General features: G+C 57.0%; 22 protein-coding genes and 1 pseudogene. 10 read left to right on the plus strand and 13 right to left on the minus strand.

What is annotated here, in order from left to right; translation table 11 throughout:
• The first annotated feature begins 22 nt into the window (after nt 1–22).
• From AAEY27_RS19425 to ridA, 6 genes and pseudogenes are all read left to right on the plus strand, one after another.
• Entirely contained in the window at nt 23–1426 is a 1404-nt protein-coding gene (locus AAEY27_RS19425; protein WP_342322427.1) for a YfcC family protein, read from the plus strand.
• A gap of 54 nt (nt 1427–1480) precedes the next feature.
• A complete protein-coding gene (locus tag AAEY27_RS19430) occupies nt 1481–1960 on the plus strand; it encodes an arginine repressor (RefSeq protein WP_342322428.1) in 480 nt (159 codons plus the stop codon).
• 99 nt (nt 1961–2059) lie between these two features.
• Nucleotides 2060–2140, plus strand: a pseudogene (locus AAEY27_RS22465) (pyrBI operon leader peptide); the annotation flags it as partial.
• 58 nt (nt 2141–2198) lie between these two features.
• Nucleotides 2199–3134, plus strand: coding sequence for an aspartate carbamoyltransferase (gene pyrB, locus AAEY27_RS19440; RefSeq protein ID WP_342322430.1), 936 nt, complete (start codon nt 2199–2201; stop codon nt 3132–3134).
• A gap of 12 nt (nt 3135–3146) precedes the next feature.
• A complete protein-coding gene (gene pyrI, locus AAEY27_RS19445) occupies nt 3147–3608 on the plus strand; it encodes an aspartate carbamoyltransferase regulatory subunit (protein ID WP_342322431.1) in 462 nt (153 codons plus the stop codon).
• 77 nt (nt 3609–3685) lie between these two features.
• Nucleotides 3686–4072: a 2-iminobutanoate/2-iminopropanoate deaminase gene (gene ridA / locus AAEY27_RS19450; protein WP_342322432.1), complete on the plus strand. Its 387-nt coding sequence runs from the start codon at nt 3686–3688 to the stop codon at nt 4070–4072.
• 65 nt (nt 4073–4137) lie between these two features.
• On the opposite strand, the gene AAEY27_RS19455 is transcribed toward ridA, so the two are convergent.
• The 3 genes from AAEY27_RS19455 to mgtL form a co-directional block, all read right to left on the minus strand.
• On the minus strand, nt 4138–6522 hold the full coding sequence (locus tag AAEY27_RS19455; protein ID WP_342322433.1) for a beta-N-acetylhexosaminidase: 2385 nt from the start codon (nt 6520–6522) through the stop codon (nt 4138–4140).
• 194 nt (nt 6523–6716) lie between these two features.
• Entirely contained in the window at nt 6717–9425 is a 2709-nt protein-coding gene (mgtA, locus tag AAEY27_RS19460; protein WP_425294643.1) for a magnesium-translocating P-type ATPase, read from the minus strand.
• A gap of 137 nt (nt 9426–9562) precedes the next feature.
• On the minus strand, nt 9563–9613 hold the full coding sequence (gene mgtL / locus AAEY27_RS22470) for a mgtA regulatory leader peptide MgtL (RefSeq protein ID WP_425294687.1): 51 nt from the start codon (nt 9611–9613) through the stop codon (nt 9563–9565).
• A gap of 219 nt (nt 9614–9832) precedes the next feature.
• On the opposite strand from mgtL, the gene treR reads away from it, so the two are divergent.
• The 3 genes from treR (at nt 9833) to nrdG (ending at nt 13893) form a co-directional block, all read left to right on the plus strand.
• Entirely contained in the window at nt 9833–10780 is a 948-nt protein-coding gene (gene treR / locus AAEY27_RS19465) for a trehalose operon repressor TreR (RefSeq protein ID WP_342322434.1), read from the plus strand.
• Nucleotides 10781–11176: 396 nt separating this feature from the next.
• Nucleotides 11177–13312, plus strand: a complete 2136-nt coding sequence (nrdD, locus tag AAEY27_RS19470; RefSeq protein ID WP_342322435.1) for an anaerobic ribonucleoside-triphosphate reductase — start codon at nt 11177–11179, stop codon at nt 13310–13312.
• 116 nt (nt 13313–13428) lie between these two features.
• Entirely contained in the window at nt 13429–13893 is a 465-nt protein-coding gene (nrdG, locus tag AAEY27_RS19475; protein WP_342322436.1) for an anaerobic ribonucleoside-triphosphate reductase-activating protein, read from the plus strand.
• 24 nt (nt 13894–13917) lie between these two features.
• Here the strand turns inward: nrdG and AAEY27_RS19480 are convergent, their stop codons facing one another.
• Nucleotides 13918–14838 carry an AraC family transcriptional regulator gene (locus AAEY27_RS19480; protein ID WP_342322437.1) on the minus strand — a complete coding sequence of 307 codons (921 nt, stop codon included), beginning with the start codon at nt 14836–14838 and terminating at the stop codon, nt 13918–13920.
• Nucleotides 14839–14943: 105 nt separating this feature from the next.
• Here AAEY27_RS19480 and AAEY27_RS19485 point away from each other — a divergent pair, with 105 nt between their 5' ends.
• Nucleotides 14944–15777, plus strand: coding sequence for an oxidoreductase (locus AAEY27_RS19485; protein ID WP_342322438.1), 834 nt, complete (start codon nt 14944–14946; stop codon nt 15775–15777).
• Here AAEY27_RS19485 and AAEY27_RS19490 read toward each other — a convergent pair whose 3' ends face one another.
• From AAEY27_RS19490 to AAEY27_RS19530, 9 genes are all read right to left on the minus strand, one after another.
• Nucleotides 15778–17688 (minus strand): BglG family transcription antiterminator, encoded by a 1911-nt coding sequence (locus AAEY27_RS19490; RefSeq protein ID WP_342322439.1) that lies wholly within the window; start codon nt 17686–17688, stop codon nt 15778–15780.
• 104 nt (nt 17689–17792) lie between these two features.
• Nucleotides 17793–18530, minus strand: coding sequence for a 2-dehydro-3-deoxy-phosphogluconate aldolase (gene dagF / locus AAEY27_RS19495; protein WP_342322440.1), 738 nt, complete (start codon nt 18528–18530; stop codon nt 17793–17795).
• Nucleotides 18527–19645 carry a DgaE family pyridoxal phosphate-dependent ammonia lyase gene (locus AAEY27_RS19500; protein ID WP_342322441.1) on the minus strand — a complete coding sequence of 373 codons (1119 nt, stop codon included), beginning with the start codon at nt 19643–19645 and terminating at the stop codon, nt 18527–18529. Before AAEY27_RS19500 ends, dagF begins: the two co-directional genes overlap by 4 nt.
• Nucleotides 19629–20762, minus strand: coding sequence for an amidohydrolase/deacetylase family metallohydrolase (locus AAEY27_RS19505; RefSeq protein ID WP_342322442.1), 1134 nt, complete (start codon nt 20760–20762; stop codon nt 19629–19631). The genes AAEY27_RS19500 and AAEY27_RS19505 overlap by 17 nt, the downstream gene beginning before the upstream one ends.
• 42 nt (nt 20763–20804) lie before the next feature.
• The gene (locus tag AAEY27_RS19510; protein ID WP_342322443.1) at nt 20805–21446 is read right to left on the minus strand and encodes a DUF4310 family protein; all 642 of its coding nucleotides are present in this window, start codon (nt 21444–21446) and stop codon (nt 20805–20807) included.
• Nucleotides 21447–21455: 9 nt separating this feature from the next.
• Nucleotides 21456–22232 (minus strand): DUF4311 domain-containing protein, encoded by a 777-nt coding sequence (locus tag AAEY27_RS19515; RefSeq protein WP_342322444.1) that lies wholly within the window; start codon nt 22230–22232, stop codon nt 21456–21458.
• A gap of 52 nt (nt 22233–22284) precedes the next feature.
• The gene (locus AAEY27_RS19520) at nt 22285–22581 is read right to left on the minus strand and encodes a DUF4312 family protein (RefSeq protein ID WP_342322445.1); all 297 of its coding nucleotides are present in this window, start codon (nt 22579–22581) and stop codon (nt 22285–22287) included.
• Between the two features lie 2 nt (nt 22582–22583).
• Nucleotides 22584–22946 carry an SFCGS family glycine-rich protein gene (locus tag AAEY27_RS19525; protein ID WP_342322446.1) on the minus strand — a complete coding sequence of 121 codons (363 nt, stop codon included), beginning with the start codon at nt 22944–22946 and terminating at the stop codon, nt 22584–22586.
• Between the two features lie 10 nt (nt 22947–22956).
• On the minus strand, nt 22957–23295 hold the full coding sequence (locus tag AAEY27_RS19530) for a glycine dehydrogenase (RefSeq protein WP_342322447.1): 339 nt from the start codon (nt 23293–23295) through the stop codon (nt 22957–22959).
• Nucleotides 23296–23383: the final 88 nt, after the last annotated feature.

Below are 23383 nucleotides of genomic sequence, written 5' to 3' on the forward strand. Positions count from 1 at the left end.
CGCCGGGTTCAAGGAGCACATCATGGGCAAGTTCAAATTCCCTTCCGCTTATACCATTCTTTTTTTATTGATTGCCGTTGTCGCGGCGCTGAGTTGGGTGATCCCCGCCGGGCAGTACCAAATGGCGATGAACGACGCCCTCGGTAAAGAAGTGCCGGTGGCGGGCACTTACGCGCATGTCGCCGCACATCCGCAGGGCATTATTGCGGTGCTGATGGCACCGATCGGTGGCCTTTACGATCCCGATACCGGCCAGGCTGGCGCCATCGACGTGGCGCTGTTTGTTTTGATCATCGGCGGCTTTCTCGGCATCGTCGGCAAAACGGGGGCGATCGATGCCGGGATCGAACGCGTCACCGCCCGCCTGCGCGGGCGCGAAGAGTGGATGATCCCGATCCTGATGGCACTGTTTGCCGCGGGCGGCACCATTTACGGCATGGCGGAAGAGTCTTTACCGTTCTACACCTTGCTGGTGCCAGTGATGCTGGCCGCCCGTTTTGATCCGGTGGTCGCCGCCGCTACGGTGCTGCTCGGCGCGGGGATCGGCACGCTGGGTTCCACCATCAACCCCTTTGCAACGGTGATCGCCGCCAACGCCGCCGGAATCCCCTTTACCCACGGTATCGCCCTGCGCGTGGCGCTGCTGGTGATCGGCTGGGTTATCTGTGTCGCCTGGGTGATGCACTATGCGCGTAAAGTGCGTGCAAACCCGGCGCTCTCGATCGTTGCCGACAAAGCGGAAGAGAATCGGACGTATTTCCTCGGTAATGTTTCCCCGGAGATGCTGGTGTTCACGCCGGTTCGCAAACTGATTTTGCTGGTTTTCGCGCTGGCCTTTGCGGTGATGATTTACGGCGTGGCGGTACTCGGCTGGTGGATGGCGCAGATCTCGACGGTGTTTCTGGCGAGCGCCATTATCGTCGGCCTGATAGCCCGCATGAGCGAAGAGGAACTGACCTCAACATTTATTAACGGCGCGCGCGATTTGCTGGGCGTCGCGCTGATTATCGGCATTGCCCGCGGTATCGTGGTGATCATGGATAAAGGCATGATTACGCATACTATTTTGCACAGTGCCGAAGAGATGGTCAGCGGGTTATCCACCGTCGTGTTTATCAACGTGATGTACTGGCTGGAAGTGGTGCTGTCGTTTCTTGTGCCGTCGTCATCCGGGCTTGCGGTGCTGACGATGCCAATCATGGCGCCGCTCGCCGACTTCGCTAACGTCAACCGCGATCTGGTGGTCACCGCGTATCAATCTGCCTCCGGTCTCGTCAACCTGGTCACGCCCACTTCCGCCGTGGTCATGGGCGGGCTGGCAATCGCTCATGTTCCCTACGTGCGTTACCTGAAATGGGTAGCTCCGCTGTTGGCGGTCCTGACCGTGGTGATCATGGCGGCACTGAGTTTAGGCGCCCTGCTGTAAGCAACGCCAGCCGTCAGCAGGGATCATTCAGGCAACACCGAGGGAAATGAAGCGATGAAAGAGTACGGAGAATATTCACCGAAAGAGCAGCTCCAGTTGGCGGTCTGCCAGCGCTTGATCAGCGAAAAAAGCTATCTTTCGCAGGAAGAAATCCGCCGTGATTTGCAGGATCACGGCTTTGATGCCATCAGCCAGTCAACCGTCTCCCGCCTGCTGAAACTGCTCGGCGTCATAAAAATACGCAATGCCAAAGGGCATAAAATCTATTCGCTCAATCCACAGTTGCGCCCAGCGCCAGATGCTGCGCGTACGGTCTCGGAAATGGTCATCAGCGTGGAGCACAACGACGAATTTATCCTTATTCACACCGTGGCGGGATATGGCCGCGCAGTCGCGCGAATTCTTGATTACCATCAGTTGCCTGAAATCCTTGGCGTGGTCGCTGGCAGCAGTATTGTGTGGGTGGCACCGCGCGTCGTTAAGCACACCGCGCTGGTGCATAAGAAGATTAGTTATTTACTCAGAACGCATTAATATTCAAAGAGAACCGATTGCATTGCTTAAAATGTGCATCAATCGCTTGATCCGGGCAAACAGCTGCGTATAATCCGGGACAATTTGCCGGGAGGAAGCATGGTCAATTGCGTACGACACTCTGTCTTGCCGCGTCTGAAAAAAGGCGCAGACCTGCCGTTTTCCTTTCCCGTTGCCACCCTATTCCACAGCCCCTCTATTGAGGGGCTTTTTTTTGCGCAGTCGTCAGGAGATAACCATGGCTAACCCGCTATATCAGAAACATATCATTTCCATAAACGATCTCAGCCGCGAAGAACTTGAACTGGTACTCAACACGGCGGCGCGGCTGAAAGCCAACCCGCAGCCGGAGCTGCTCAAGCACAAAGTGATCGCCAGTTGCTTCTTTGAAGCCTCCACCCGCACGCGTTTATCGTTTGAAACGTCGATGCACCGCCTCGGCGCGAGCGTGGTCGGCTTCTCTGACAGCAGTAACACCTCGCTGGGTAAGAAAGGCGAAACGCTGGCCGACACCATTTCCGTCATCAGCACGTATGTGGATGCGATTGTGATGCGCCATCCGCAAGAGGGCGCGGCGCGTCTGGCGACCGAGTTTTCCGGCGGCATTCCGGTGCTGAACGCGGGCGACGGCGCAAATCAACATCCCACGCAAACCCTGCTGGATCTGTTCACCATTCAGGAAACCCAGAGCCGCCTGGAAAACCTGAACATTGCGATGGTCGGCGACCTGAAATATGGCCGCACCGTGCATTCTCTGGCGCAAGCGCTGGCGAAATTCAGCGGCAACCGCTTCTACTTTATCGCCCCGGATGCGCTGGCGATGCCGCAGTACATTCTCGATATGCTCGACGAAAAAGGCATGGCCTGGAGCGTGCACGCCAGCATCGAAGAAGTGATCGCAGAAGTCGATATTCTGTATATGACGCGTGTGCAGAAAGAGCGTTTGGATCCGTCGGAATACGCCAACGTTAAAGCGCAGTTTGTGTTGCGCGCCAGCGACCTGGACAGCGCGCGCAGCAATATGAAAGTGCTGCACCCGCTGCCGCGCGTTGATGAGATAACGACCGACGTGGATAAAACGCCGCACGCCTGGTATTTCCAGCAGGCCGGTAACGGCATTTTCGCCCGCCAGGCCCTGTTGGCGCTGGTGCTTAATCGCGATTTGGTTCTGTAAGGGGAAACGACAATGACTCACGATAATAAACTGCAAGTCGAAGCCATCAAACGCGGCACCGTGATCGACCACATTCCGGCGCGCGTGGGTTTTAAGCTGCTGACGCTGTTTAAGCTGACGGAAACCGATCAGCGCATCACCATCGGTCTGAACCTGCCATCGGGTGAAATGGGCCGCAAAGACCTGATCAAGATCGAGAACACATTTCTGACCGACGAGCAGGTGAACCAGCTGGCGCTGTACGCCCCGCGCGCGACGGTCAACCGTATTGATGAGTATGAAGTGGTGGGCAAATCCCGCCCAAGTTTGCCGGAGCGTATCGTCGGCGTGCTGGTGTGCCCGAACAGCAACTGCATCAGCCACGCGGAGCCAGTTTCCTCCAGTTTTGCGGTCAAAACGCGCGAAAACGACATCGCCCTGAAGTGCAAATATTGCGAAAAAGAGTTCTCGCACCATGTGGTGCTGGCCAATTAATTGCGGTTGGTAATGACCTCTCGCCCTCCCTATAATGGGCCGGAAACTCATTACCGCTGTTAAAAACAGGAGTCATTATGACCAAAGTTATCGCCACGGAAAACGCGCCAGCCGCTATCGGCCCTTATGTTCAGGCCGTCGATCTCGGCAACATGATCCTGACCTCCGGTCAGATCCCGGTTGATCCGAAAACCGGCAGCGTGCCGGACGATGTTTCCGCCCAGGCGCGTCAGTCACTGGATAACGTGAAAGCGATTATTGAAGCGGCGGGCCTGAAAGTCGGCGACATCGTGAAAACCACCGTTTTCGTCAAAGATCTCAATGATTTCGCCACCGTTAACGCCACTTACGAAGCGTTCTTCACCGAGCACAACGCCACGTTCCCGGCGCGCTCCTGCGTTGAAGTGGCGCGTCTGCCAAAAGACGTGAAAATCGAAATCGAAGCCATCGCTGTGCGTCGTTAAGCGTTTTTTTGCCGGGTGGCGCTGCGCCACCCGTCGAAAATGCCTGATGACGGCGGCCCAATTTTTTACCGATTCGCCGTGGCGCGCAGCAGTTTTTCCAGCGGATAGACCGCCGCGATCACCACCTCGTCCTGAACTTGCGCGGCGTTATCCAGTTCGCGCTGAATAGCGGCGATTTCCTCATCATCCAGCGTGCCCTGGCGGGCAACCAAATCGGTCAATCGCAGACCAATTGACGCCAGCTTGTCGACTTCCTGCACCACCGGCTTCATTGCTTTAAGCTGATAATTGCTCTCGCAAAGCGCTAACGCGTCGCTGGTATTGTTCTGCCAACGATTGAACACATGGCGCAACGCCCCGGCGCTGGCGCTGTCTTCCGCGTCGCTGACCAACCGGTTAGCCCACTGGTTCATCTGGCGCACGGTGCTGCTTTCCGCAGTCAACGCGTCGGCAAAGCGGTTAAGCGGCTCGAACTGATGATAATTCCCGGCCTGGAATTTCAGATGCTGGCGCGTGTAATACTGCGCAGGTTCGATCGCCTGCGCGAGAATATGCAGCGGCACAGTATCCGCATTGTTTGCCAGACGCGTGAACTGCACCTGCTGCTGGCTGTGTTGTTGCAGGCCGACCGACACCGCCGACCAACTGTCGATCGCCTGTAACCGCGCGTACATATTGTCGCTGTCGTTCACGTCCTGCGCCGACCACAACCGTTCCGCCACCGCGAAGGCGCGCGGCCACAGTTTGATATCCAGCACCGGCGCGACCACATTTTCCGCCCACAGCGCCGCTTCACCGCCGAGCAAATTCGCCTGCTGGCTGGCGTCGGGCACCACCGGCGCAATGCCTTTTGGCACGTCATCAAGCCGCGCGCCGCTAATCGGGTAACGCACGTTGCCGAGCAGGAAATAACCGCTGATCTTATCGTCATTGATGGTGATGACCGGGCGAGTTTCCCCCATCCAGGTATCGACCCTAAAACTCACCTGGCGGTCGCTGCGCCAGTCAATGTCCTGCACCGCACGGCGTGATTTGCCTTTGAAATCAATAAATCCGCGCCATTTCCCCTCGCCTTTTATCAGCGTAAAACTGCCCTCAAGCGGGCTGCCTTTCAGGCGCGGCAAGGTGAAAGCCCAGCTCTGCGCGCTGTCGTTATCGGCAATCACATCCACGTTGTTTAAGCCCTGCGGCACAATTTCATTGCGGTAGTGGTAGGCGGTGTATTGCGGTTGATCGAGGTAAAAACCGGTGGAGAGAATACCTTTGTAACCTTGCTTCGCCACGTCACCCAGCGCATCTTGCCCCTGCCAGGACTGGATCAGGATGCTTTTGGGCAGATCCGGGTGGAAGATCTCATCCCAGCCGACCATCTGCCGATGGTGTTTTTCAAGAATCGTTTCCAGCTTGCGGTTGAAATAAGCCTGCAACGCGTGGCTGTCGGCAAGCTGATGCTCATGCATAAACTGCTGGATTGCCGGGTTGTTTTTCCACTGCGTGTCGTCAACTTCATCCCCGCCAATATGCAAATACGCGTCCGGGAAAATGGCCGCCAGTTCGCTCACCATGGCTTCAGCAAAGGCGTATGTCGCCGGTTTGGTCGGATCGAGCACCGGTTTCAGCACACCCCAGTGGCGCTCCATCGCATAAGGCCCCGGCGCGCTGAGCAACTCCGGGTAGGCCACGGCAATGGCTGACGCATGGCCTGGCATGTCGATCTCCGGCACCACGCGGATGCCGCGCGCCGTGGCATACCGCACAATCTCGCGCATCTGCGCATCGGTGTAATAGAGCCCATCGCTGGCAAGCTGGGTCAGTCTGGGGTAGCGCTTCGAAGTAAAACGCCAACCCTGATCGTCGGTTAAATGCCAGTGCAGCACATTCAGTTTCGCCGCCGCCATGCCGTCAATCTGGCGTTTGATATCGTCGAGCGGTACGAAATGGCGGGCCGAATCGAGCAACAAACCGCGCCACGGGAAGCGCGGCGAATCGGCAATGGTCACCCACGGCAGCGAGGTGTTCTCGGTGCCGTTTTGTATCAACTGGAGCAACGTTTCCATCGCGCGTAATGCGCCAAAGCGGGTATTGGCGGCAATTTTGACGCCATTGGCGTCGATCGTCAGCGTGTAGCGCTCATCGCTGTCGAGTTTGGGAAGTGGATCCACTTTTTGCGCAATGGTGATGGCAATGGTGGCGTTCGGCGGATTATCGGCCTGCGGTTGCAGCGTCCAGCCGGTTTGTAGGGCAATGCGCTGGCGCAAACGGCCAACCGCATCGTCAAGGTCGTCGCCGCTCACGCTAATGGAAAGGTGATTATTCAAAACCAATGCGCCCTGCTTCGCCGGGCGTTCAACGCTCGCGGGCCAGGGCATGAGAGGAAGATCGCCTGCGGGTGCGGCAAGGGCAGAAGTGCCGAGCAGTAGCCCGGCAGTTAAGAGGCTGTAACGTAACATGAATGTTCCTTAGGCAGCGGCAAGCGAAGCAAAACATCCAGTTAACATGCGCCCATTTTTAGCGTCAAGCGCACGGCCCGACGGGGATCACAACTTATTGTTTTTAGGAGGATCTCCCGGCCAATATCGCAGTGCCACCCGGCGAAATGCCCGATGGCGCTTCGCTTATCGGGCCTACGCGGCTTTTCCGGCGTTTATTGCCAACCATACCGGCGGTAATAAAACCCTTTCACCCATTGGGTCAGTGCCATATAACTCCCCAGAATCGCCACCAGCCATGGGAAATAGCTCAGCGGCAAGGCCTGTAATTGCAGATAATCCGCCAGCGGGGAGAACGGCAGCGCAATGCCGATAAACATGACAATCAGCGTCATGACCACCAGCGGCCAGGCCGCGCGGCTTTGAATAAACGGCACGTGGCGGGTGCGGATCATATGCACAATCAGCGTTTGCGACAGCAGGCCAACCACAAACCAGCCGGACTGGAACAAAGTCTGCGCTTCCGGCACATTCGCTTTGAACACCCACCACATCACGCAGAACGTCACGATGTCGAAGACAGAACTGATCGGGCCGAAGCAGATCATAAAGCGCCCCAGATCCGCCGGGTTCCAGCGCTGTGGTTTGGCGATCTGCTCCTCATCGACGTTATCAAACGGGATCGCCACCTGCGACACATCGTAGATCAGGTTTTGGATCAGCAAGTGCAGCGGCAACATTGGCAAAAACGGCAGGAAGGCGCTGGCCACCAGCACGCTAAAGACATTGCCGAAGTTGGAACTGGCGGTAATTTTGATGTATTTCAGCATATTGGCGAACGTGCGACGCCCTTCGATAACGCCCTCTTCGAGCACCATCAGGCTCTTTTCCAGCAGGATGATGTCGGCCGCTTCACGGGCGATATCTACTGCGCCGTCGACGGAAATGCCAATATCCGCCGCACGCAGCGCGGGCGCGTCATTAATGCCGTCCCCCATAAAACCGACCACATGCCCTTCGCGTTTGAGCAAGCGGACAATGCGCTCTTTATGCATCGGCGTCAGGCGCGCGAACAGCGTGATCGTTTTTGCTTTTTGCGCCAATTCATCGTCGCTCAGGTGCTCAATGTCGCTGCCGATCAGCGCGTCGCCCACGTCCAGCCCAACTTCATGACACACTTTCGCGGCGACCAGTTCGCTATCGCCGGTCAGGATTTTGACGGCGATGCCGCTGGCTTTCAGTGCCTTTAACGCCGGCGCGGTGCTCTCTTTCGGCGGATCGAGGAAGGCGATATAGCCTTCGAGAATCAGATCGGATTCATCCGCGCGCTGGTAATCGCCGCTGCGCGCAGGCAGATATTTGGTGGCAACGGCGACAACCCGCAGCCCCTGGCGGTTCAGCGAATTGGTCACGCGCTCAATGCGCCGCAGCATGGTGTCGTCCAGCGGGACAATCTCGCCATTAAAGCGTACCTGCGCACAGACGCTGAGCATTTCCGTTAACGCGCCTTTGCAAATCAGTTGATGAACATCCGCCTGTTGGGCGACCACCACCGACATGCGGCGGCGTTCAAAATCAAAAGGGATTTCATCCACTTTACGCCAGGTGGCGGCGAGGGTTTGCGCCATGTCGGCGTCAACACGTTCCAGCACAGCGGTATCCAGCAGGTTTTTCAGCCCGGTTTGATAATGGCTGTTCAACCATGCGCTGTGCAGCACTAACTCGCTCACTTTCCCGCTGATATCCGTATGATTTTCCAGCACGATTTTATCCTGCGTTAGCGTGCCGGTTTTATCGGTGCAAAGGATGTTCATCGCGCCGAAGTTCTGAATGGCGTCCAGATGTTTGACGATCACTTTCTGTTTCGACAGCTTCACCGCGCCGCGCGCCAGCGTCGAGGTGACAATCATCGGCAACATTTCCGGCGTCAGACCAACGGCGACAGAGAGCGCAAACAGCGCCGCTTCCCACCAGTCGCCTTTGGTAAAGCCATTGATCAACAGCACGATGGGCGTCATCACCAGCATAAAGCGAATCAACAACATACTGACGCGGCTGATACCCGTTTGAAACGCGTTCGGTTCGCTCTCCTGCGCATTGACCCGCCCGGCCAGCTGCCCGAACCAGGTGTCGCCGCCAGTGGCAATAACCAACGCCTGCGCCGTGCCGCTCACCACATTGGTGCCCATAAAACAAAGCGTGTCGCACTCCAGCGGGTTGCGCTGCGCCGACTGGTGAGTAATGGCGGTTTTCTCCACCGGCAGGGATTCACCGGTGAGCGACGCCTGAGCGACAAACAGATCCCGCGCCTGCATCACGCGCAGATCCGCCGGGATCATGTCGCCCGCCGACAGTTTGACGATATCGCCCGGGACAAGCTGGTCGATGGGCAATTCACACCAGCCGTTTTCGCCCTTCTCATTAATCACGCGCAGCACCGTCGCCGTGTTGCTGACCATCGCTTTTAACGCGTCCGCCGCTTTGGTCGAACGCGCTTCTTGCAGGAAATTAAGCAGCGTGGAGATCGCCACCATCAGCGCAATGATCCCGGCGGCGAACAAATCTTCCGAGGCATAAGAGACAATGCCCAAACAGGTGAGCAGCAGGTTGAACGGGTTGCGATAACAAACCCACAACAGCACCCACCAGGGTGACGGTTTTTGCGCCGGAATCAGGTTTTCGCCGTGCGTTTCCCGCGCCAGTGCAACCTCCCACGGGTTTAACCCTTCCGGGTGGCTGTTGAAGGTTTGCCACAATACGTCCTGCGCCATCGCGGCAATATTCAGGCAGCGCGCGCTCATCGACGGGGAAATGTCGCCCGGCGCGACGTTCGGTTCGCCGGGAAGCAAATCGCGCTGCACTAAACGACGGGGTAAATGGCGGTTCAGGCGAGCGAAAAGCTGCCGGGTCATGTTTTTCAGCATAAGTCTGTCCTTGCCCCCGCATCACGCGGGTGCATTACTGCGGGCGCGACAAATCCGCGCCTGCGGGCGTTTTTAGTGGGGCAGAAACGAAAATAACGTCGCTGCCTTACGCATCCGGTAAGGCAGCAAAAGCGGGCTTACCGGAAAAAGTGTCTCCATCGCGGGAGAGGGGTGGGATCAGGATCCATGTGGCCTCCGGTAAGCTATTGAAGGGTGAATTATTACGCAGCGGTATCATAGCCCTGGCGAATTAAACAGAACGTATACACACGACTATTTGCAACGCCGCAGGGCAATCATATGAATGGAAACCTATAAACCAGACTTTACTCATTGCCGTTAAGCCTTATTCAGGACAAAACTCCCCTATTCCGTAAACAGTCTGAATAAGGCCCAGGACAGCACCCATGCAAAACCGGTTGACCATCAAAGACATTGCGCGCTTGAGCGGCGTGGGGAAATCGACCGTTTCCCGAGTGCTCAATAATGAAAGCGGCGTGAGCCAGCACACCCGTGAGCGCGTCGAGGCGGTGGTTAATCAGCATGGGTTTTCGCCTTCCCGCTCCGCACGAGCCATGCGTGGGCAGAGCGATAAAGTGGTGGCGATTATTGTTTCGCGTCTCGATTCCCGCTCGGAAAACCTGGCGGTGCAAACCATGCTCCCGGCTTTTTACGCGCAGGGCTACGACCCGATCATGATGGAGAGCCAGTTTTCAACAGAACGGGTTGAAGAACATTTGCAGATGCTGAGCCGCCGCAATGTCGACGGTATTGTGCTGTTTGGCTTTACCGGCGTGACGCAAGAACTGCTCGCCGTCTGGCAGTCGTCATTGGTGCTGCTGGCGCGCGACGCCAACGGCATCTCTTCGGTCTGTTATGACGACGAGGGCGCCATTCGTATATTGATGGAAAATCTCTATGCGCGCGGGCATCGGTACATCAGCTTTCTGGGCGTGCCGCACTGCGACATCACCACCGGCAAACGCCGCCATGACGCTTATCTGGCGTTCTGCCAACAGCATCATCTTGAACCGCGCTCGGTGCTGCCAGGCCTCGGGATGAAGCAGGGTTACGAGCATGTCGCGCAGGTGCTGTCCCCCAATACCACCGCGCTGCTGTGCGCCACCGATAGCCTCGCCCTCGGCGCGAGCAAGTATTTGCAGGAGCAGCGCATCGACAACCTTCAGCTTGCCAGCGTGGGCAATACACCGCTCATCACTTTTCTGCACCCGGAAATTATCACCGTTGATCCCGGTTATGCCCAGGCGGGTCGCCAGGCTGCCGCGCAGCTAATCGATCAAATTAACGATCGCGCCTCGCCGCGTCAGATAGTGGTTCCTGCCCGGCTGGTCTAAGCGCAGAAAACTCAGCACTTTTGCAGCCTATTGCAAACACAACGGCGAACCTAATCTTGCTGTTTTTGTTGTATTTATCGCCAAAATGAAAATGAGAAAAATGACTAGTCACGTGAATGCCTTGCCCTCGCTGCGATCAAATTTTTACTTTGTTCTGCATCAATAAAATCGCAAACATGTTTGATGCAAATCACTATATATAGAATTTAGAATGCACCCCGCCCCTATATGTTGTATTAATCGTCTATTATTCACACAAGCCGAACGCTGTAAGCGGAATTTTCGTTGTGGATAATACGGGCCAAAACAGGACAAACTCATTGGTTTTAGTAATGAATAACCAGCCAGTCAGCGCGTCTTTTATTGTGGATAACCTGTTTTCTAAATGGAGTGATCATGACACCGCATGTGATGAAACGAGATGGCTGTAAAGTGCCTTTCAAATCAGAGCGCATCCAAGAGGCAATTTTGCGTGCAGCTAAAGCAGCGGGAGTCGATGACGCAGACTATTGCGCCACCGTCGCAGAGGTTATTAGTGGTCAGATGCAGGGCCGCTCGCAAGTTGATATCAGTGAAATCCAGACCGCCGTCGAAAACCAGCTGATGGCCGGGCCGTACAAACAGCTGGCTCGCGCTTACATTGAATATCGCCATGACCGCGATATCTCGCGCGAAAAACGTGGCCGTCTGAACCAGGAAATCCGTGGTCTGGTTGAGCAGACCAACTCGGCGCTGCTCAACGAGAACGCCAACAAAGACAGTAAAGTGATCCCAACACAGCGCGATCTGCTGGCCGGGATTGTCGCCAAGCATTACGCCCGCCAACATCTGCTGCCACGTGACGTGGTGCAGGCGCATGAACGGGGTGAAATTCACTATCACGATCTCGATTACTCTCCCTTTTTCCCGATGTTTAACTGCATGCTGATCGATCTGAAAGGTATGCTGACGCACGGGTTCAAGATGGGTAACGCCGAGATCGAACCGCCAAAATCGATCTCCACCGCCACCGCGGTGACCGCGCAGATCATTGCCCAGGTCGCCAGCCATATTTATGGCGGCACTACCATTAACCGTATCGATGAAGTGCTGGCGCCGTTTGTGACCGCCAGCTTCGAAAAGCACCGCAAAGTGGCGGCGGAATGGCAGATCCCGGATGCCGATGGCTATGCGCACATCCGCACCGAAAAAGAGTGTTACGACGCGTTCCAGTCGCTGGAATATGAAGTTAACACGCTGCATACCGCCAACGGCCAAACGCCGTTTGTCACCTTTGGTTTTGGTCTGGGCACCAGTTGGGAATCGCGCCTGATCCAGCAATCGATCCTGCGTAACCGCATTGCAGGGCTTGGTAAAAACCGCAAAACCGCCGTGTTCCCGAAACTGGTGTTCGCGATCCGCGACGGGCTGAATCACAAGTTTAACGATCCGAACTACGACATTAAGCAACTGGCGCTGGAGTGCGCGAGCAAGCGCATGTACCCGGACATCCTGAACTACGATCAAGTGGTGAAAGTGACCGGTTCGTTTAAGACGCCGATGGGTTGTCGCAGCTTCCTCGGCGTGTATGAAGAGAATGGCGAAATGGTGCACGACGGGCGTAATAACCTCGGCGTGATCAGCCTGAACCTGCCGCGCATCGCGCTGGAAGCGAAAGGGGATGAAGCGGCGTTCTGGAAACTGCTGGATAGCCGCCTGCAACTGGCGCGTAAAGCGCTGATGACCCGTATCGCCCGTCTGGAAGGGGTGAAAGCGCGCGTGGCGCCGATCCTCTATATGGAAGGCGCATGCGGTGTGCGTCTGAAAGCGGATGATGATATCGCGCCGATTTTCAAAAACGGCCGCGCGTCGATTTCGCTGGGTTATATCGGCATTCACGAAACCATCAATGCGCTCTCCGGCAATAAGCACATCTACGACAGTGCAGAACTTCGGGCAAAAGGCGTGGCGATTGTTGAGCGTCTGCGCCAGGCGGTGGATCAGTGGAAGGAAGAGACTGGCTACGGTTTCAGCCTTTACAGCACGCCGAGCGAGAACCTATGCGACCGCTTCTGCCGTATCGATACCGCCGATTTTGGCGTGGTCGAAGGCGTGACCGATAAAGGGTATTACACCAACAGCTTCCACCTCGACGTGGAGAAAAAGGTTAACCCGTACGACAAAATCGATTTCGAAGCGCCATATCCCCCGTTAGCCAGCGGCGGTTTTATTTGCTACGGCGAGTATCCGAACATTCAGCACAACCTGCGCGCGCTGGAAGATGTGTGGGATTACAGCTATCAGCATGTGCCGTATTACGGCACCAATACACCGATCGATGAGTGTTACGAGTGCGGTTTTACCGGCGAGTTCGAGTGCACCAGTAAAGGCTTTACCTGCCCGAAATGCGGCAACCACGACGCATCTCGTGTGTCGGTGACCCGCCGCGTATGCGGTTATCTCGGCAGCCCGGACGCACGTCCGTTTAACGCCGGTAAGCAGGAAGAGGTCAAACGCCGCGTGAAACACCTCGGCAACGGGCAGATCGGTTAACACGTTGAACGCCGGGTGGCGCTTCGCTTGTCCGGCCTACACCAGTTTGTTATTACGTAGGCCGGATAAGTTGTAGGCCGGGTAAGCGAAGCGCCACCCGGCAATGGCTAAATTATATGAATTATCATCAGTACTATTCAGTCGATATCGTCAACGGCCCCGGCACGCGCTGCACCCTGTTTGTTTCCGGCTGCGTGCATGAATGCCCCGGCTGCTACAACAAAAGCACCTGGCGGCTGAACTCCGGCGTGCCGTTTACGCAAGAAATGGAAGACCGCATTATCGCGGATCTCAACGACACGCGCGTGAAACGCCAGGGCATTTCCCTTTCCGGCGGCGATCCGCTGCACCCGCAAAACGTGCCGGAGATTTTAAAGCTGGTCACCCGCATCCGCGCCGAGTGTCCCGGCAAAGATATCTGGGTGTGGACCGGCTACAAAATCGATGAACTCAACGCCGCACAACAAGAGGTTGTCGCGCTGATCAACGTGTTGATCGACGGTAAATTTGTGCAGGATCTCAAGGACCCGATGCTTATCTGGCGCGGCAGCAGCAACCAGGTCGTGCATCATCTGCGTTGATAGTATTCCTCCCAAAAACTCCGTTCAGTGCGACGAAATGTATACCGATGCTGAATGAAGTGGCGGAACGGCAAAACTTCTCTGCATACGTCTGACCTCTTCGGCGGGCGGCAGGCCGAAGAGGCGTTTGAACTCACGGTTGAATTGCGACGGGCTTTCATAACCCACGGCGTAACTCGCGGCGGCGGCGGTGATCTGCTGGCGCACCATCAACATCCGCGCCTGATGTAAACGTACCGATTTGACATATTGCATGGGCGGCAATTGGGTTATCGCTTTGAAATGGCTATGGAAGGTCGGTACGCTCATCCCGGCTTCGAGGGCGAGTTGCGTCAGTTTTAACGGCTCGGCATAGGTCGCATGAATGCGCTGTAGCGCTTTGCCGATTTTGCCGAACTGCCCCTGCAAGGCCAGCGCGGCACGCATTGCGTCCCCTTGCGCGCCGGTCAGGATGCGGAAATAGAGCTCACGCACCCGCGCGGGGCCGAGGATCGCTGCATCGAGCGGGTCATTGAGCGCCTCCAGCAAGTGCAGCACCGCGCTTCTTACCGCGTCGTCCATCGGGCTGGACATCATACTTTGCGGCGTGGCGTAAAAGGGCGAAAACTCATGCTGCTCAATCTGCAACACCAACTCGGCGGCAAGCTGAAAATCGAGATGCATATAAATCGCCAGCAGCGGATGTTCTGCCGAAGCATCGGTTTCCATCACGAACGGCACCGGAACGGAGACCGCCAGATAATGCTGCTCATCGTATAAATAGGTCTGCTGGCCGAAATACCCTCGCTTGCTGCCCTGGCAGACAATCACAATGCCGGGATCGTAAAGCACCGGCGTTCTGGCAAGCGGGCGGTCAGAGCGCAGAATGCGCACATCGTCCAGCGCTGTCAGGTTATATCCCTCCTGCACCGCCAGTTTTTTTAACAACTCAATCATATTTGCCATCGTGCTCCCTCATAAAATCAGGCAATAAAAAGAGAAGATACGGCCTCAAAAGCCATCACGCCAGAGAATACTATGCAGCTTCCATTTTTCATGGGAGTCAGTTTTATGTCATCTGTAAAAACGATATTGATTACCGGCGTCAGCAGCGGTTTTGGTCAGGCCCTGGCGCAGGAAGCGCTGGCCGCCGGCCATCGGGTGATTGGTACGGTGCGCAACCGTGAAGCGCAACAGGCTTTTGAAGCGCTTGATGCGAATCGCGCTGTTGCGCACCTGCTGGATGTCACGGATTTCGAGCATCTCGATAACGTGGTGGCCGACATCGAATCGACCGTCGGGCCAATCGATGTGCTGGTGAATAACGCCGGTTACGGTCATGAAGGTCTCCTGGAAGAGTCTTCGCTCGCGGAAATTCGCCGCCAGTTCGACGTTAATGTGTTTGGCGCGGTGGCCATGATCAAAGCCGTGCTGCCGGGCATGCGTGAACGCCGCCGCGGGCACATTATCAACATCACGTCGATGGGCGGTTTTATTACCCTGCCGGGGATTACGGATTACTGCGGCAGTAAATTCGCGCTGGAAGGGATTTCCGAGGCGTTAGGCAAAGAAGTAAATCCGTTCGGCATCCATGTCACGGCGGTCGCGCCGGGCTCGTTTCGTACCGAGTGGGCCGGGCGCTCAATGGTTCGCACGCCGCGATCCATTGCCGATTACGATGCCCTTTTCGCGCCGATTCGCCAGGCGCGCGAGGAAAAAAGCGGTAAGCAGCTTGGCGATCCCGTTAAAGCGGCGCGCGCCATCTTAACGGTTATCGGCAGCGACACGCCGCCCGCGCATCTGTTGCTCGGCAGCGACGCGCTCGCGCTGGTGCGCGAAAAACTGGCGACGCTGAGCCAGGAAATCAATGCCTGGGAAGCGGTGACGCGTTCCACCGACGGTTAATCAAAAACGGCTGACGCACGCCATCGCCACGCTTTTAAAGGTGGCGAAATCCGCACAGGCGCAGAGCCTGGCGGTGGCGCGCTCGCGCAGGAAGGTGACAAAAATATCGTAGATCGCCATCGCCTCTTCGTACTCGCTCTTGCTTATCGCCAGCAAAAAGATAACGTGCGCAGTTTCATCCCCCCAGGCGATGCCCTGCGGCGCCAGCACGGTGTAGACGACGGTTTTTTTCGCCAGCAGCCCAAGGGCGTGCGGTAGCGCGATGCCTTCGCCGAGCATGGTGCTGACAATCGCTTCACGCTCGACCACCGAATCGAGAAACCCGGCGTCAACAAACCCTTCGTCCTGCAACTGTTCACACAGGGTGGTGAACAGCGTTTGCTGGTCCATCGCGCCGTTGATAATGCGAAAATGCGCGGCGTCGAAATACTTTTTCAGCATCCACGGGCGCGTTCTGTCCACTAGCACCAGTTTGCCGATCTGCTCGAGTTGATAATCGCTGGGGAACGGCGCGATGGTGACCACCGGTTTGTCTTTTTCACTGACGCGGGCGGTGGAAATCACAAAATCTTCGCCAATGTCGTCGCACTGCTCGTAATCGCGCAGCGTCACCGTGCGGGTCACAACAATCTGCGGGTATTTACGCGCCAGCACCGCTTCAATCATGCGCGCCATCGCGTTTCCGGCATCGCACACCAGCAACACGCGTGGCTGGCGCTGGTAACCGATGTTGTAATGACGCTCCAGCCCAACACCGATATGCAGCACCAGAAAACCGATCTCATTTTCACTGATCACATACGGCGTGTATTTGCCCCAGCTTGAAACCGCCGCCAGCGTCATATCCCACGCCATAGGGTAGTGTTGTTTGATGTTATCGAGCAGCGGATTGGGGATCATGATTTGGTAGCGCACGCGGGTGATCATGGTTTTGATATGCGTCAGCAGGTCCGCATGAAGCTGCGCGTCGTTTTGCAGGTTGTAGTTATAGTGCGTGTTGATATAGCCGAGGATGTAGTTCACCAGCGTTTCATCGTCGTCGGCGCTGATAGCGCTCGGCGCCAGTTCCTGCACGCGTCGCCCGGCAATATGCACGCGTAACCAGTGTTCTTCCGCCGCCGCCAGCGGTTTGCCCGCCAGTTGTTGCAGCGCCGCTGTAATATCCCGCGCCGCGTCACGCACGCTGTCATCGCCATCTTCGGCGGTGAATTCAGAAAGCGGATAACCTTCGCTGATGCGACGTACCGCCACGGCGCAATAGAGGCGAATAAACAGATCGCCTTCATCGGTCAAACGAATGTGGTGGCGGTTAAAGCAGTCGTGCAGGAAAGCGGCCAGCGCTTCCGGCACGCCCGGATTAAGCGCTTCTTCGGTAATTAACGGGTTTTGCGCGTTTTGTTGCGCCAGTTCCCACAGCAGATCGGTCAGGCAAGCGCGCAGCGCCATTTCGCTGCCGAACAGTTTCATACCGTGCCGCGGGCGGGTTTCCAGCGTTAAGCGATAGCGGGAAAACCATTCGCGCACCTCGGTCATGTCGTTTTGCAGCGTGGCGCGGCTGACAAACCATTCGTCGGCGAGATCTTCAAGCTTGAGGGAAAAAGCCGAGGTGAGAAAACGCACCACCAAATGGTGCACACGCTCCGGCCCGCTACGCGGAATGCGCAACGCGCGCGGGCGCGTGGCCTGCAATGATTGATACAGCGTGGCATCGTCGATTTTCAGTTGATAACCGCTGCCCCGGTTCAAAATAAACTGCGCGCCGTGGTGCTCCAACAGTGCGTTTAATGCGGTGATGTCTGCCCGGACGGTACGCGTCGAAACCGACAGCCGCTGCGCCAGTTCATCCTGCGGCAGCGTCTCGTTTTGCAACATTGTGAACAGTTGCGCTAAACGTTGGTTCGGAAATCGCACGTCGTTGTCCTCGTATTATTTTTTGCCCGTTTTTTTGCCGGATGGCGGCTGCGCCTTGATCCGGCCTACGGTGTTCCAGAGCGATTTGTAGGCCGGCGATGTTATTACACCCGCGCTTTGGTCATAGCCAATAACTGGCGAACATCCGCCGGGCGCGTATCCCCGCTCACCTTATCAATAATAGAGCTATAAATATGCGGAATGATTTTACTGACACCCGCATCCAGCGCGATTTGCAGGATCTCGCCGAAGTTCTCCAGATCGATACCGCCGGTCGGCTCCAGCCAGAAGTCGTGGCGCGCACAGGCTTCAGCAACAGCTTTGTACTCGTCGCGGCATTTCAGCCCGCCCATCGGGAAATATTTAATCGAGCTTCCGCCCATATCTTTTAACAGCGCAATCGCCGTTTCCACCGGCACAATGCCGTCTGCCGCCTGGCTGCTCAGCGGCCCGGTGGAGATTTTCACCAGTCCCGGCGTGCCGGTTGGCGATACAAGTCCGTTGACCACAGTGTCGTTTTGCCCGAGCAACGCGCGGCTGGTTGCTACGCCGGTAAACACCTGGTTGACGTGCTGCGGCTGCACCTCGCGAGAGATGGCGCTGACCATCGCCGACTGGTTCGGATCGCCCGCGCCCAGGCCGACCGAGAGCGCGTTATCGATGCGCGTGGCGTAATCGCGCATATCGGCGACTGCCGTGGCGACGTCCGGGTAGTTTTTCGACAGCACGCCCACCAGCACATGCCCTTCGGCAGCTTCATAAATGGCGCTGGCGTTCTCTTTGCTGCCTGCCAGCACGTTCAGGCAGACACGGTCATGGTAAAAATTCGGCGTCAGTTTCATGCGCGTTGCTCCTTGTTTAATTCTTCGGCGATGCGGCGATAAACAATCGCCAATTGCTCAGCGCTGACGCTGCGCACATCGGCTTCAATAATGCCTTCATTGGCTTTGTAGCCACGGAAGTAAATGGCGTATTCACCCTGTTTCAGGGCGCTGACCAGTTCGCCGGTGGCGATGCCGGTCACCGCTTCGTCAAACTTGATTTCGCTGCGCGCGATGTCGCGCCCGGCGCTGTCCCACACCACACGGGCGCTGACGCCGTTGAGGGTATTCAGTTGTTCGATAAACGGCGTCATTTTGGCGACCATCTCCGCCCCGCTCTCTTTGGCGGCCGAGAGATAGTGTTCGATGGCGCACGTCAGGCCGAGGATGCCCTCTTTGCCCACTTTCATCGCGCGGCCAATGCCCGCCGTCTGGCGTTTCACCCACTCCACATACTGGGTTTTGCCGATCACCAGCCCGCTGGTTGGCCCTTCAATCGCTTTCGCGCCGCTGTAGATAACGAGATCGGCACCAGCGCGGTAATAACACTGCAAATCCTCTTCCGCCGCCGCATCGACAATCAACGGCAGGTTGTGTTTACGCGCGACCACCACAGCTTGCTCGACGCTGAGCATGCTTTTTTGTACGCAGTGATGAGACTTGATATAGAGAATCGCCGCCGTGCGCGGTGAGATCGCCGCCGCCAGTTGATCGGCGGAGCATTCGTTGGCGTAACCCGCTTCGACCACTTTGCCGCCGCCGAGCGCCACCATCGTGCCGACCGGCGCGCCAAAGTTAACGTTGTGACCGCGCGGCAGCACAATTTCATTGTTCTCAATTGCGGTGCTGTGCAGGTTTTCCAGCAGCCAGTCGCTCTCTTTTACCAGTACAGCGGCAACGGATTGCGCAATGCCCGCCGAGGCGCACGACACCACGGTCGCGCCTTCCACGTCCAGCAGCTTCGCGATGTACTCGCCGGTTTTGTTGACCAGATCTTTCATTTCGAAGTAGTGATTCATGCCACTTAACACCGCTTCGACCACTTCCGGGCGCGGGGTGGAAACCCCTAACGCCGTCATACGCCCGGAAGCGTTAATCACCTGTTTCAACTGATATTTGTCATAAATCGAAGGCATGTTCTGCACTCCCTTGTTCGGTCAGATAGCCTTTGCCCGCGCGAATGGCGGCCAGCGGCGTGAGTAACTGTTCGGCCTGCAATGTCTCGTTTTCCGCGTCGGCGAACAGCACCGGCTGGCGACGCAAGTCGAAAATGGTCAGATCGGCGTCTAAACCGACCGCCAGGCGCCCTTTGTGTTTCAGGCGCAAACCGTCGGCGGCGTGTTCGGTCACGCAGGCAATCACCTGCGGCAATGACAGGCCGATAGCGAGGAATTTGGACATCACATTGGCAAGCGAACGCACCGGGCCATCGATGCGGTTGCGGCAGTAGATATCGGAACTGATGGTCTGCGGCAAAATGCCCAACCTGATCGCCTGCTTTGCCACCGCAAAGCTGAAACTGGCGCTGCCGTGGCCGACATCCAGGCGCACGCCGCGCGCAATGGCGCGGGTCACCGAGGCGCGCAGTTCGCCGCCCGGTGTCAGAATGCGGTTCGGTTTGCCGTTATAGCAGTGAGTAATGATGTCGCCGGAAGTCAACAATTCGGCGATCTCATCGAGGTTCGGCGGGTTATTGCCGATGTGTACCATCAGCGGCAAATCGCCATTCTCTTTCTGGATCGCTTTTGCGCGTTCCAATGGCGTGATGCCGTTTTCGCCGACCACGCTGCTGCTCATGCGCGCTTTCAGGCCGACGATAAAATCCGGGTGGCGCTGCACCGCGGCGCGCGCGGCGGCGGCATCAATATTGCTCAGGTTCGCCAGTTCGTTTTGCGCGATCAGTCCAACGCGGGAGATATTCAGCAGCGCGTAGACCTCCGTCGACGCCTGGCGGGTAATCGCATAGAAATCATCAATGTCGTCCGCGCCGGTGCTGCCGGCGTCAATCACCGTGGTGACACCGGTGGCAATGCCGACGCTGTCTGGCTGGTCGTGGTAAATCGGGGAGTTTGGATAGCAGTGCACGTGGGAATCAATCCACCCGGCGCTGACGTAATGCTCAGCACGTAAATCAACGGTTTTGCCCGCCGGGCCGCTAATGTCGCCCAGCGCGGCGATTTTACCCGCGCGGATGGCGATATCCACCACCGTATCGTCAACCAGACGCGCCCGGCGCAGGAGTAAATCAAACATGCGTATCTCCAGAAGTGACGGACGCCGCAGCGTCCGTGTGGTTCAGAGGGCTACCGGGAAAATAGAACCCAGCAGCATCGCACCAAGGATCGCGCCCCCGGTGATCGGCTTTTGCCAGAGGTAAAACAGCAGCGCGCCCACCAGCGAACCAATACCAATCGGAATCGAGGCGGTCATGGCGCTGAGAATGATCAAGGGGCCCAGGAAGCGGCCGGACGCATTGCCCGCGCCCATCATCACGTCCGCGCCGTAGGTGGAGTCGCTCTGATTGATGGTGAACTTACGCGCCAGAATAATCAGGTAGCCAATCGCCACGCCAATCACCAGGCCGGTGACCAGCGAAGCCACAAAGTTCGCCACCGGGAAGACAAAACCCGCGCCGAGCAGCAGCGCCGGAACGCCAAGCCCCACGCCGGTTTGGATCGCGCCGCCGATATCGAGAATACCGACCAGCGAACCTTCGATGATGCGGGCAAACAGGAAGCTGGCGCCAAACGCCGCCACCGCGCCGTAAACGCCGGTATCCATACCGGCACGCAGCATCGAGACAAACGCCACTTCGTTAAACGCGCCAATACCATACAGGTAATACATATGCGTCCCGGCGAAGACGCCGGATGAGAGCAGGCCGACAAAAATCGGGAATGACCAGTCGGCATACCAGAAGCCTTTATTCTGTTCCATTTCGGTTCCTTATTTGCCGCTGAGCGAGTTGTGGATGAGCTCCAGCCAGTTCGGCGCGCTCAAATGGAAGGACTCGATCATTTTCAGATCGAAGCCGCGGAAGAACGCGCTCAGCACAAACAACGCGACAATGGCGCTCATCATCACTTTGGTGACGCGGTTCCAGCCACTTTCCTCAACGCCTTTACCGATCAGGATGCCGAGCACCAGGCCGGGAACGGCATTACCCATAATCAACTGCGCTGCACCGCCGAACACGGTGGCCCAGAAACCGGATTTTTTGCCCGCGTCGATGGCCGCCAGCCAGAAGATGACGGGCATCACGGTATTGACCAGCAGGTTCGCCGCTGGCACCAGCACTTTCACCGCGGTGACTTGTAATGCCGCCGGAACCGATGACGCGGTGAGGTTCAGGAAGGTCACCACGACCATGCCGATCAACCCACAGGCGATGGCCATCTTTTTCGGGTCGTGCAGGGTTTCGCCGACATTGCGGTTTTTCACCATCAATGCCGCCGCGCCCCAGTTCGGGATGATGCGGTGGTCTACGTCCTGGGTGAACGAACCCGCCGCAACGGACGAGGCCCAGGCGTTAAAGAAGAAGCCTAAGCCGAAGGAGAAGTGCGATGCCGGATCCCCTTCGCAGGAGTTCAGTTCGCCCAACGTACGAAACGCGCCCATCCCTTGAGTGGTTGGCGCGTGGAACATGCGTGCAGCCCCTGCGCCCACACCAACGCCGACCAGGCCGCCGATAATGAGCGATTTTATTAGTATGATTAAGAACATCAGTCTGCCCCTCTTCTACCCTGCAAAAATGGCTCGCGGGGTATGCGTTGAGTTATTTCGTGACGAAATCCACTTTATCGAGATTGATGGCGGTCACGTTGACGGTAACGTCCAGCTCCACGCTGTACGTGCGTCTTTCGCGACGCAAAAAGAGGAACAAAAAAGCCTCTTTACGCGTCGTTTCCTGCGCCTGAACAACCTGCACATCCTGTGGCTCAATACGCAGTAAAATGTGCGGCGACGCTTTCATCACCGCGGCCTGAACGTGGTTCAGCGCATCAGAAAACGCGCGCGCTTTGGCGTCGCCCTTTCCCTTTACCCTGACCGTGGTGGTGAACTGTTCTTTCATGGTTATGCGCCGTATTTTTTCTGCCACGCCTGCACCAGGCGCTCGCCTAACTCTTCTTTGTCCATAAAGCCGAAGCCCAGCACATTGCAACCTTCATTAATGGCGGTGACGCCTTCATCGACAGAACGCATGCCGTATTTGGCTTTGTAGCCATATTTGTTCTGCGCGGTGATGGCGCCTGCGCCGCCGCTGCCGCAAAACGAAATGCCGAAGGTGGCGTTTTCCGCTTTCATCACATCGCCAAGCTTCATATCCGCCGCCACGCCCGGCACGACAATCGCGCGGCCACCGGCTTTTTCCACCCCCGCCGCAACTTTCTGGCCTTTGCCCAGACGGTCGCCAATCACTACGGTAATCTGTTCCATCGTTTGCTCCTTAAAGGTTGTCTTTCGCCACTTCGAAGTGCACCGACAGCAGCCAGGCTTCTTCTTCCGGGAGGTTGCCAAAGGCCGCCACCACATCGCGGGCGAGGCGCATTGATTCTGCCGAGATTTCGTCAAACAGGCTGGCGTCCACTTCTGGCAACGGTTCGCCGGTAACCGACCGATGTGCCATGGCGCGAAGATGCGACGTCAGCATCTGCTGCTGCACCGCGTTCGGTATGATGTTTTGCTCGTGAAGTAAGGTGTAAACCTCGGTCAGCATGCGCTCTGCGAGGGTTGCCGTTTGCGCGGCCTGCATGGCCGCGTCGTTCATTACCGCTCCGTTATTCACTCGTCGTACCCCGTTAATGGCTTCACACTAAAACTAACGGCGCGGGTGACGAGTTTGTAGCGAGGAGTTTTCCACTTCGAAGTGGAAA

This window comes from Kosakonia sp. BYX6, assembly GCF_038449125.1.
Lineage (GTDB): Bacteria > Pseudomonadota > Gammaproteobacteria > Enterobacterales > Enterobacteriaceae > Kosakonia > Kosakonia calanthes.

What these genes read in the sequence shown, in the direction of transcription:
- dagF (WP_342322440.1), bottom strand. Translation starts at nt 18,530, where the DNA reads ATGAAACTGACGCCGAATTTTTACCATGACCGTGTCTGCCTGAACGTG.
- AAEY27_RS19510 (WP_342322443.1), bottom strand. Translation starts at nt 21,446, where the DNA reads ATGGAACAGAATAAAGGCTTCTGGTATGCCGACTGGTCATTCCCGATT.
- AAEY27_RS19485 (WP_342322438.1), top strand. Translation starts at nt 14,944, where the DNA reads ATGTCATCTGTAAAAACGATATTGATTACCGGCGTCAGCAGCGGTTTT.
- ridA (WP_342322432.1), top strand. Translation starts at nt 3,686, where the DNA reads ATGACCAAAGTTATCGCCACGGAAAACGCGCCAGCCGCTATCGGCCCT.
- AAEY27_RS19520 (WP_342322445.1), bottom strand. Translation starts at nt 22,581, where the DNA reads ATGAAAGAACAGTTCACCACCACGGTCAGGGTAAAGGGAAAGGGCGAC.
- mgtA (WP_425294643.1), bottom strand. Translation starts at nt 9,425, where the DNA reads ATGCTGAAAAACATGACCCGGCAGCTTTTCGCTCGCCTGAACCGCCAT.
- AAEY27_RS19455 (WP_342322433.1), bottom strand. Translation starts at nt 6,522, where the DNA reads ATGTTACGTTACAGCCTCTTAACTGCCGGGCTACTGCTCGGCACTTCT.
- AAEY27_RS19525 (WP_342322446.1), bottom strand. Translation starts at nt 22,946, where the DNA reads ATGGAACAGATTACCGTAGTGATTGGCGACCGTCTGGGCAAAGGCCAG.
- AAEY27_RS19500 (WP_342322441.1), bottom strand. Translation starts at nt 19,645, where the DNA reads ATGCCTTCGATTTATGACAAATATCAGTTGAAACAGGTGATTAACGCT.
- pyrB (WP_342322430.1), top strand. Translation starts at nt 2,199, where the DNA reads ATGGCTAACCCGCTATATCAGAAACATATCATTTCCATAAACGATCTC.
- pyrI (WP_342322431.1), top strand. Translation starts at nt 3,147, where the DNA reads ATGACTCACGATAATAAACTGCAAGTCGAAGCCATCAAACGCGGCACC.
- treR (WP_342322434.1), top strand. Translation starts at nt 9,833, where the DNA reads ATGCAAAACCGGTTGACCATCAAAGACATTGCGCGCTTGAGCGGCGTG.
- AAEY27_RS19430 (WP_342322428.1), top strand. Translation starts at nt 1,481, where the DNA reads ATGAAAGAGTACGGAGAATATTCACCGAAAGAGCAGCTCCAGTTGGCG.
- AAEY27_RS19505 (WP_342322442.1), bottom strand. Translation starts at nt 20,762, where the DNA reads ATGTTTGATTTACTCCTGCGCCGGGCGCGTCTGGTTGACGATACGGTG.
- AAEY27_RS19515 (WP_342322444.1), bottom strand. Translation starts at nt 22,232, where the DNA reads ATGTTCTTAATCATACTAATAAAATCGCTCATTATCGGCGGCCTGGTC.
- nrdD (WP_342322435.1), top strand. Translation starts at nt 11,177, where the DNA reads ATGACACCGCATGTGATGAAACGAGATGGCTGTAAAGTGCCTTTCAAA.
- nrdG (WP_342322436.1), top strand. Translation starts at nt 13,429, where the DNA reads ATGAATTATCATCAGTACTATTCAGTCGATATCGTCAACGGCCCCGGC.
- AAEY27_RS19425 (WP_342322427.1), top strand. Translation starts at nt 23, where the DNA reads ATGGGCAAGTTCAAATTCCCTTCCGCTTATACCATTCTTTTTTTATTG.
- AAEY27_RS19480 (WP_342322437.1), bottom strand. Translation starts at nt 14,838, where the DNA reads ATGGCAAATATGATTGAGTTGTTAAAAAAACTGGCGGTGCAGGAGGGA.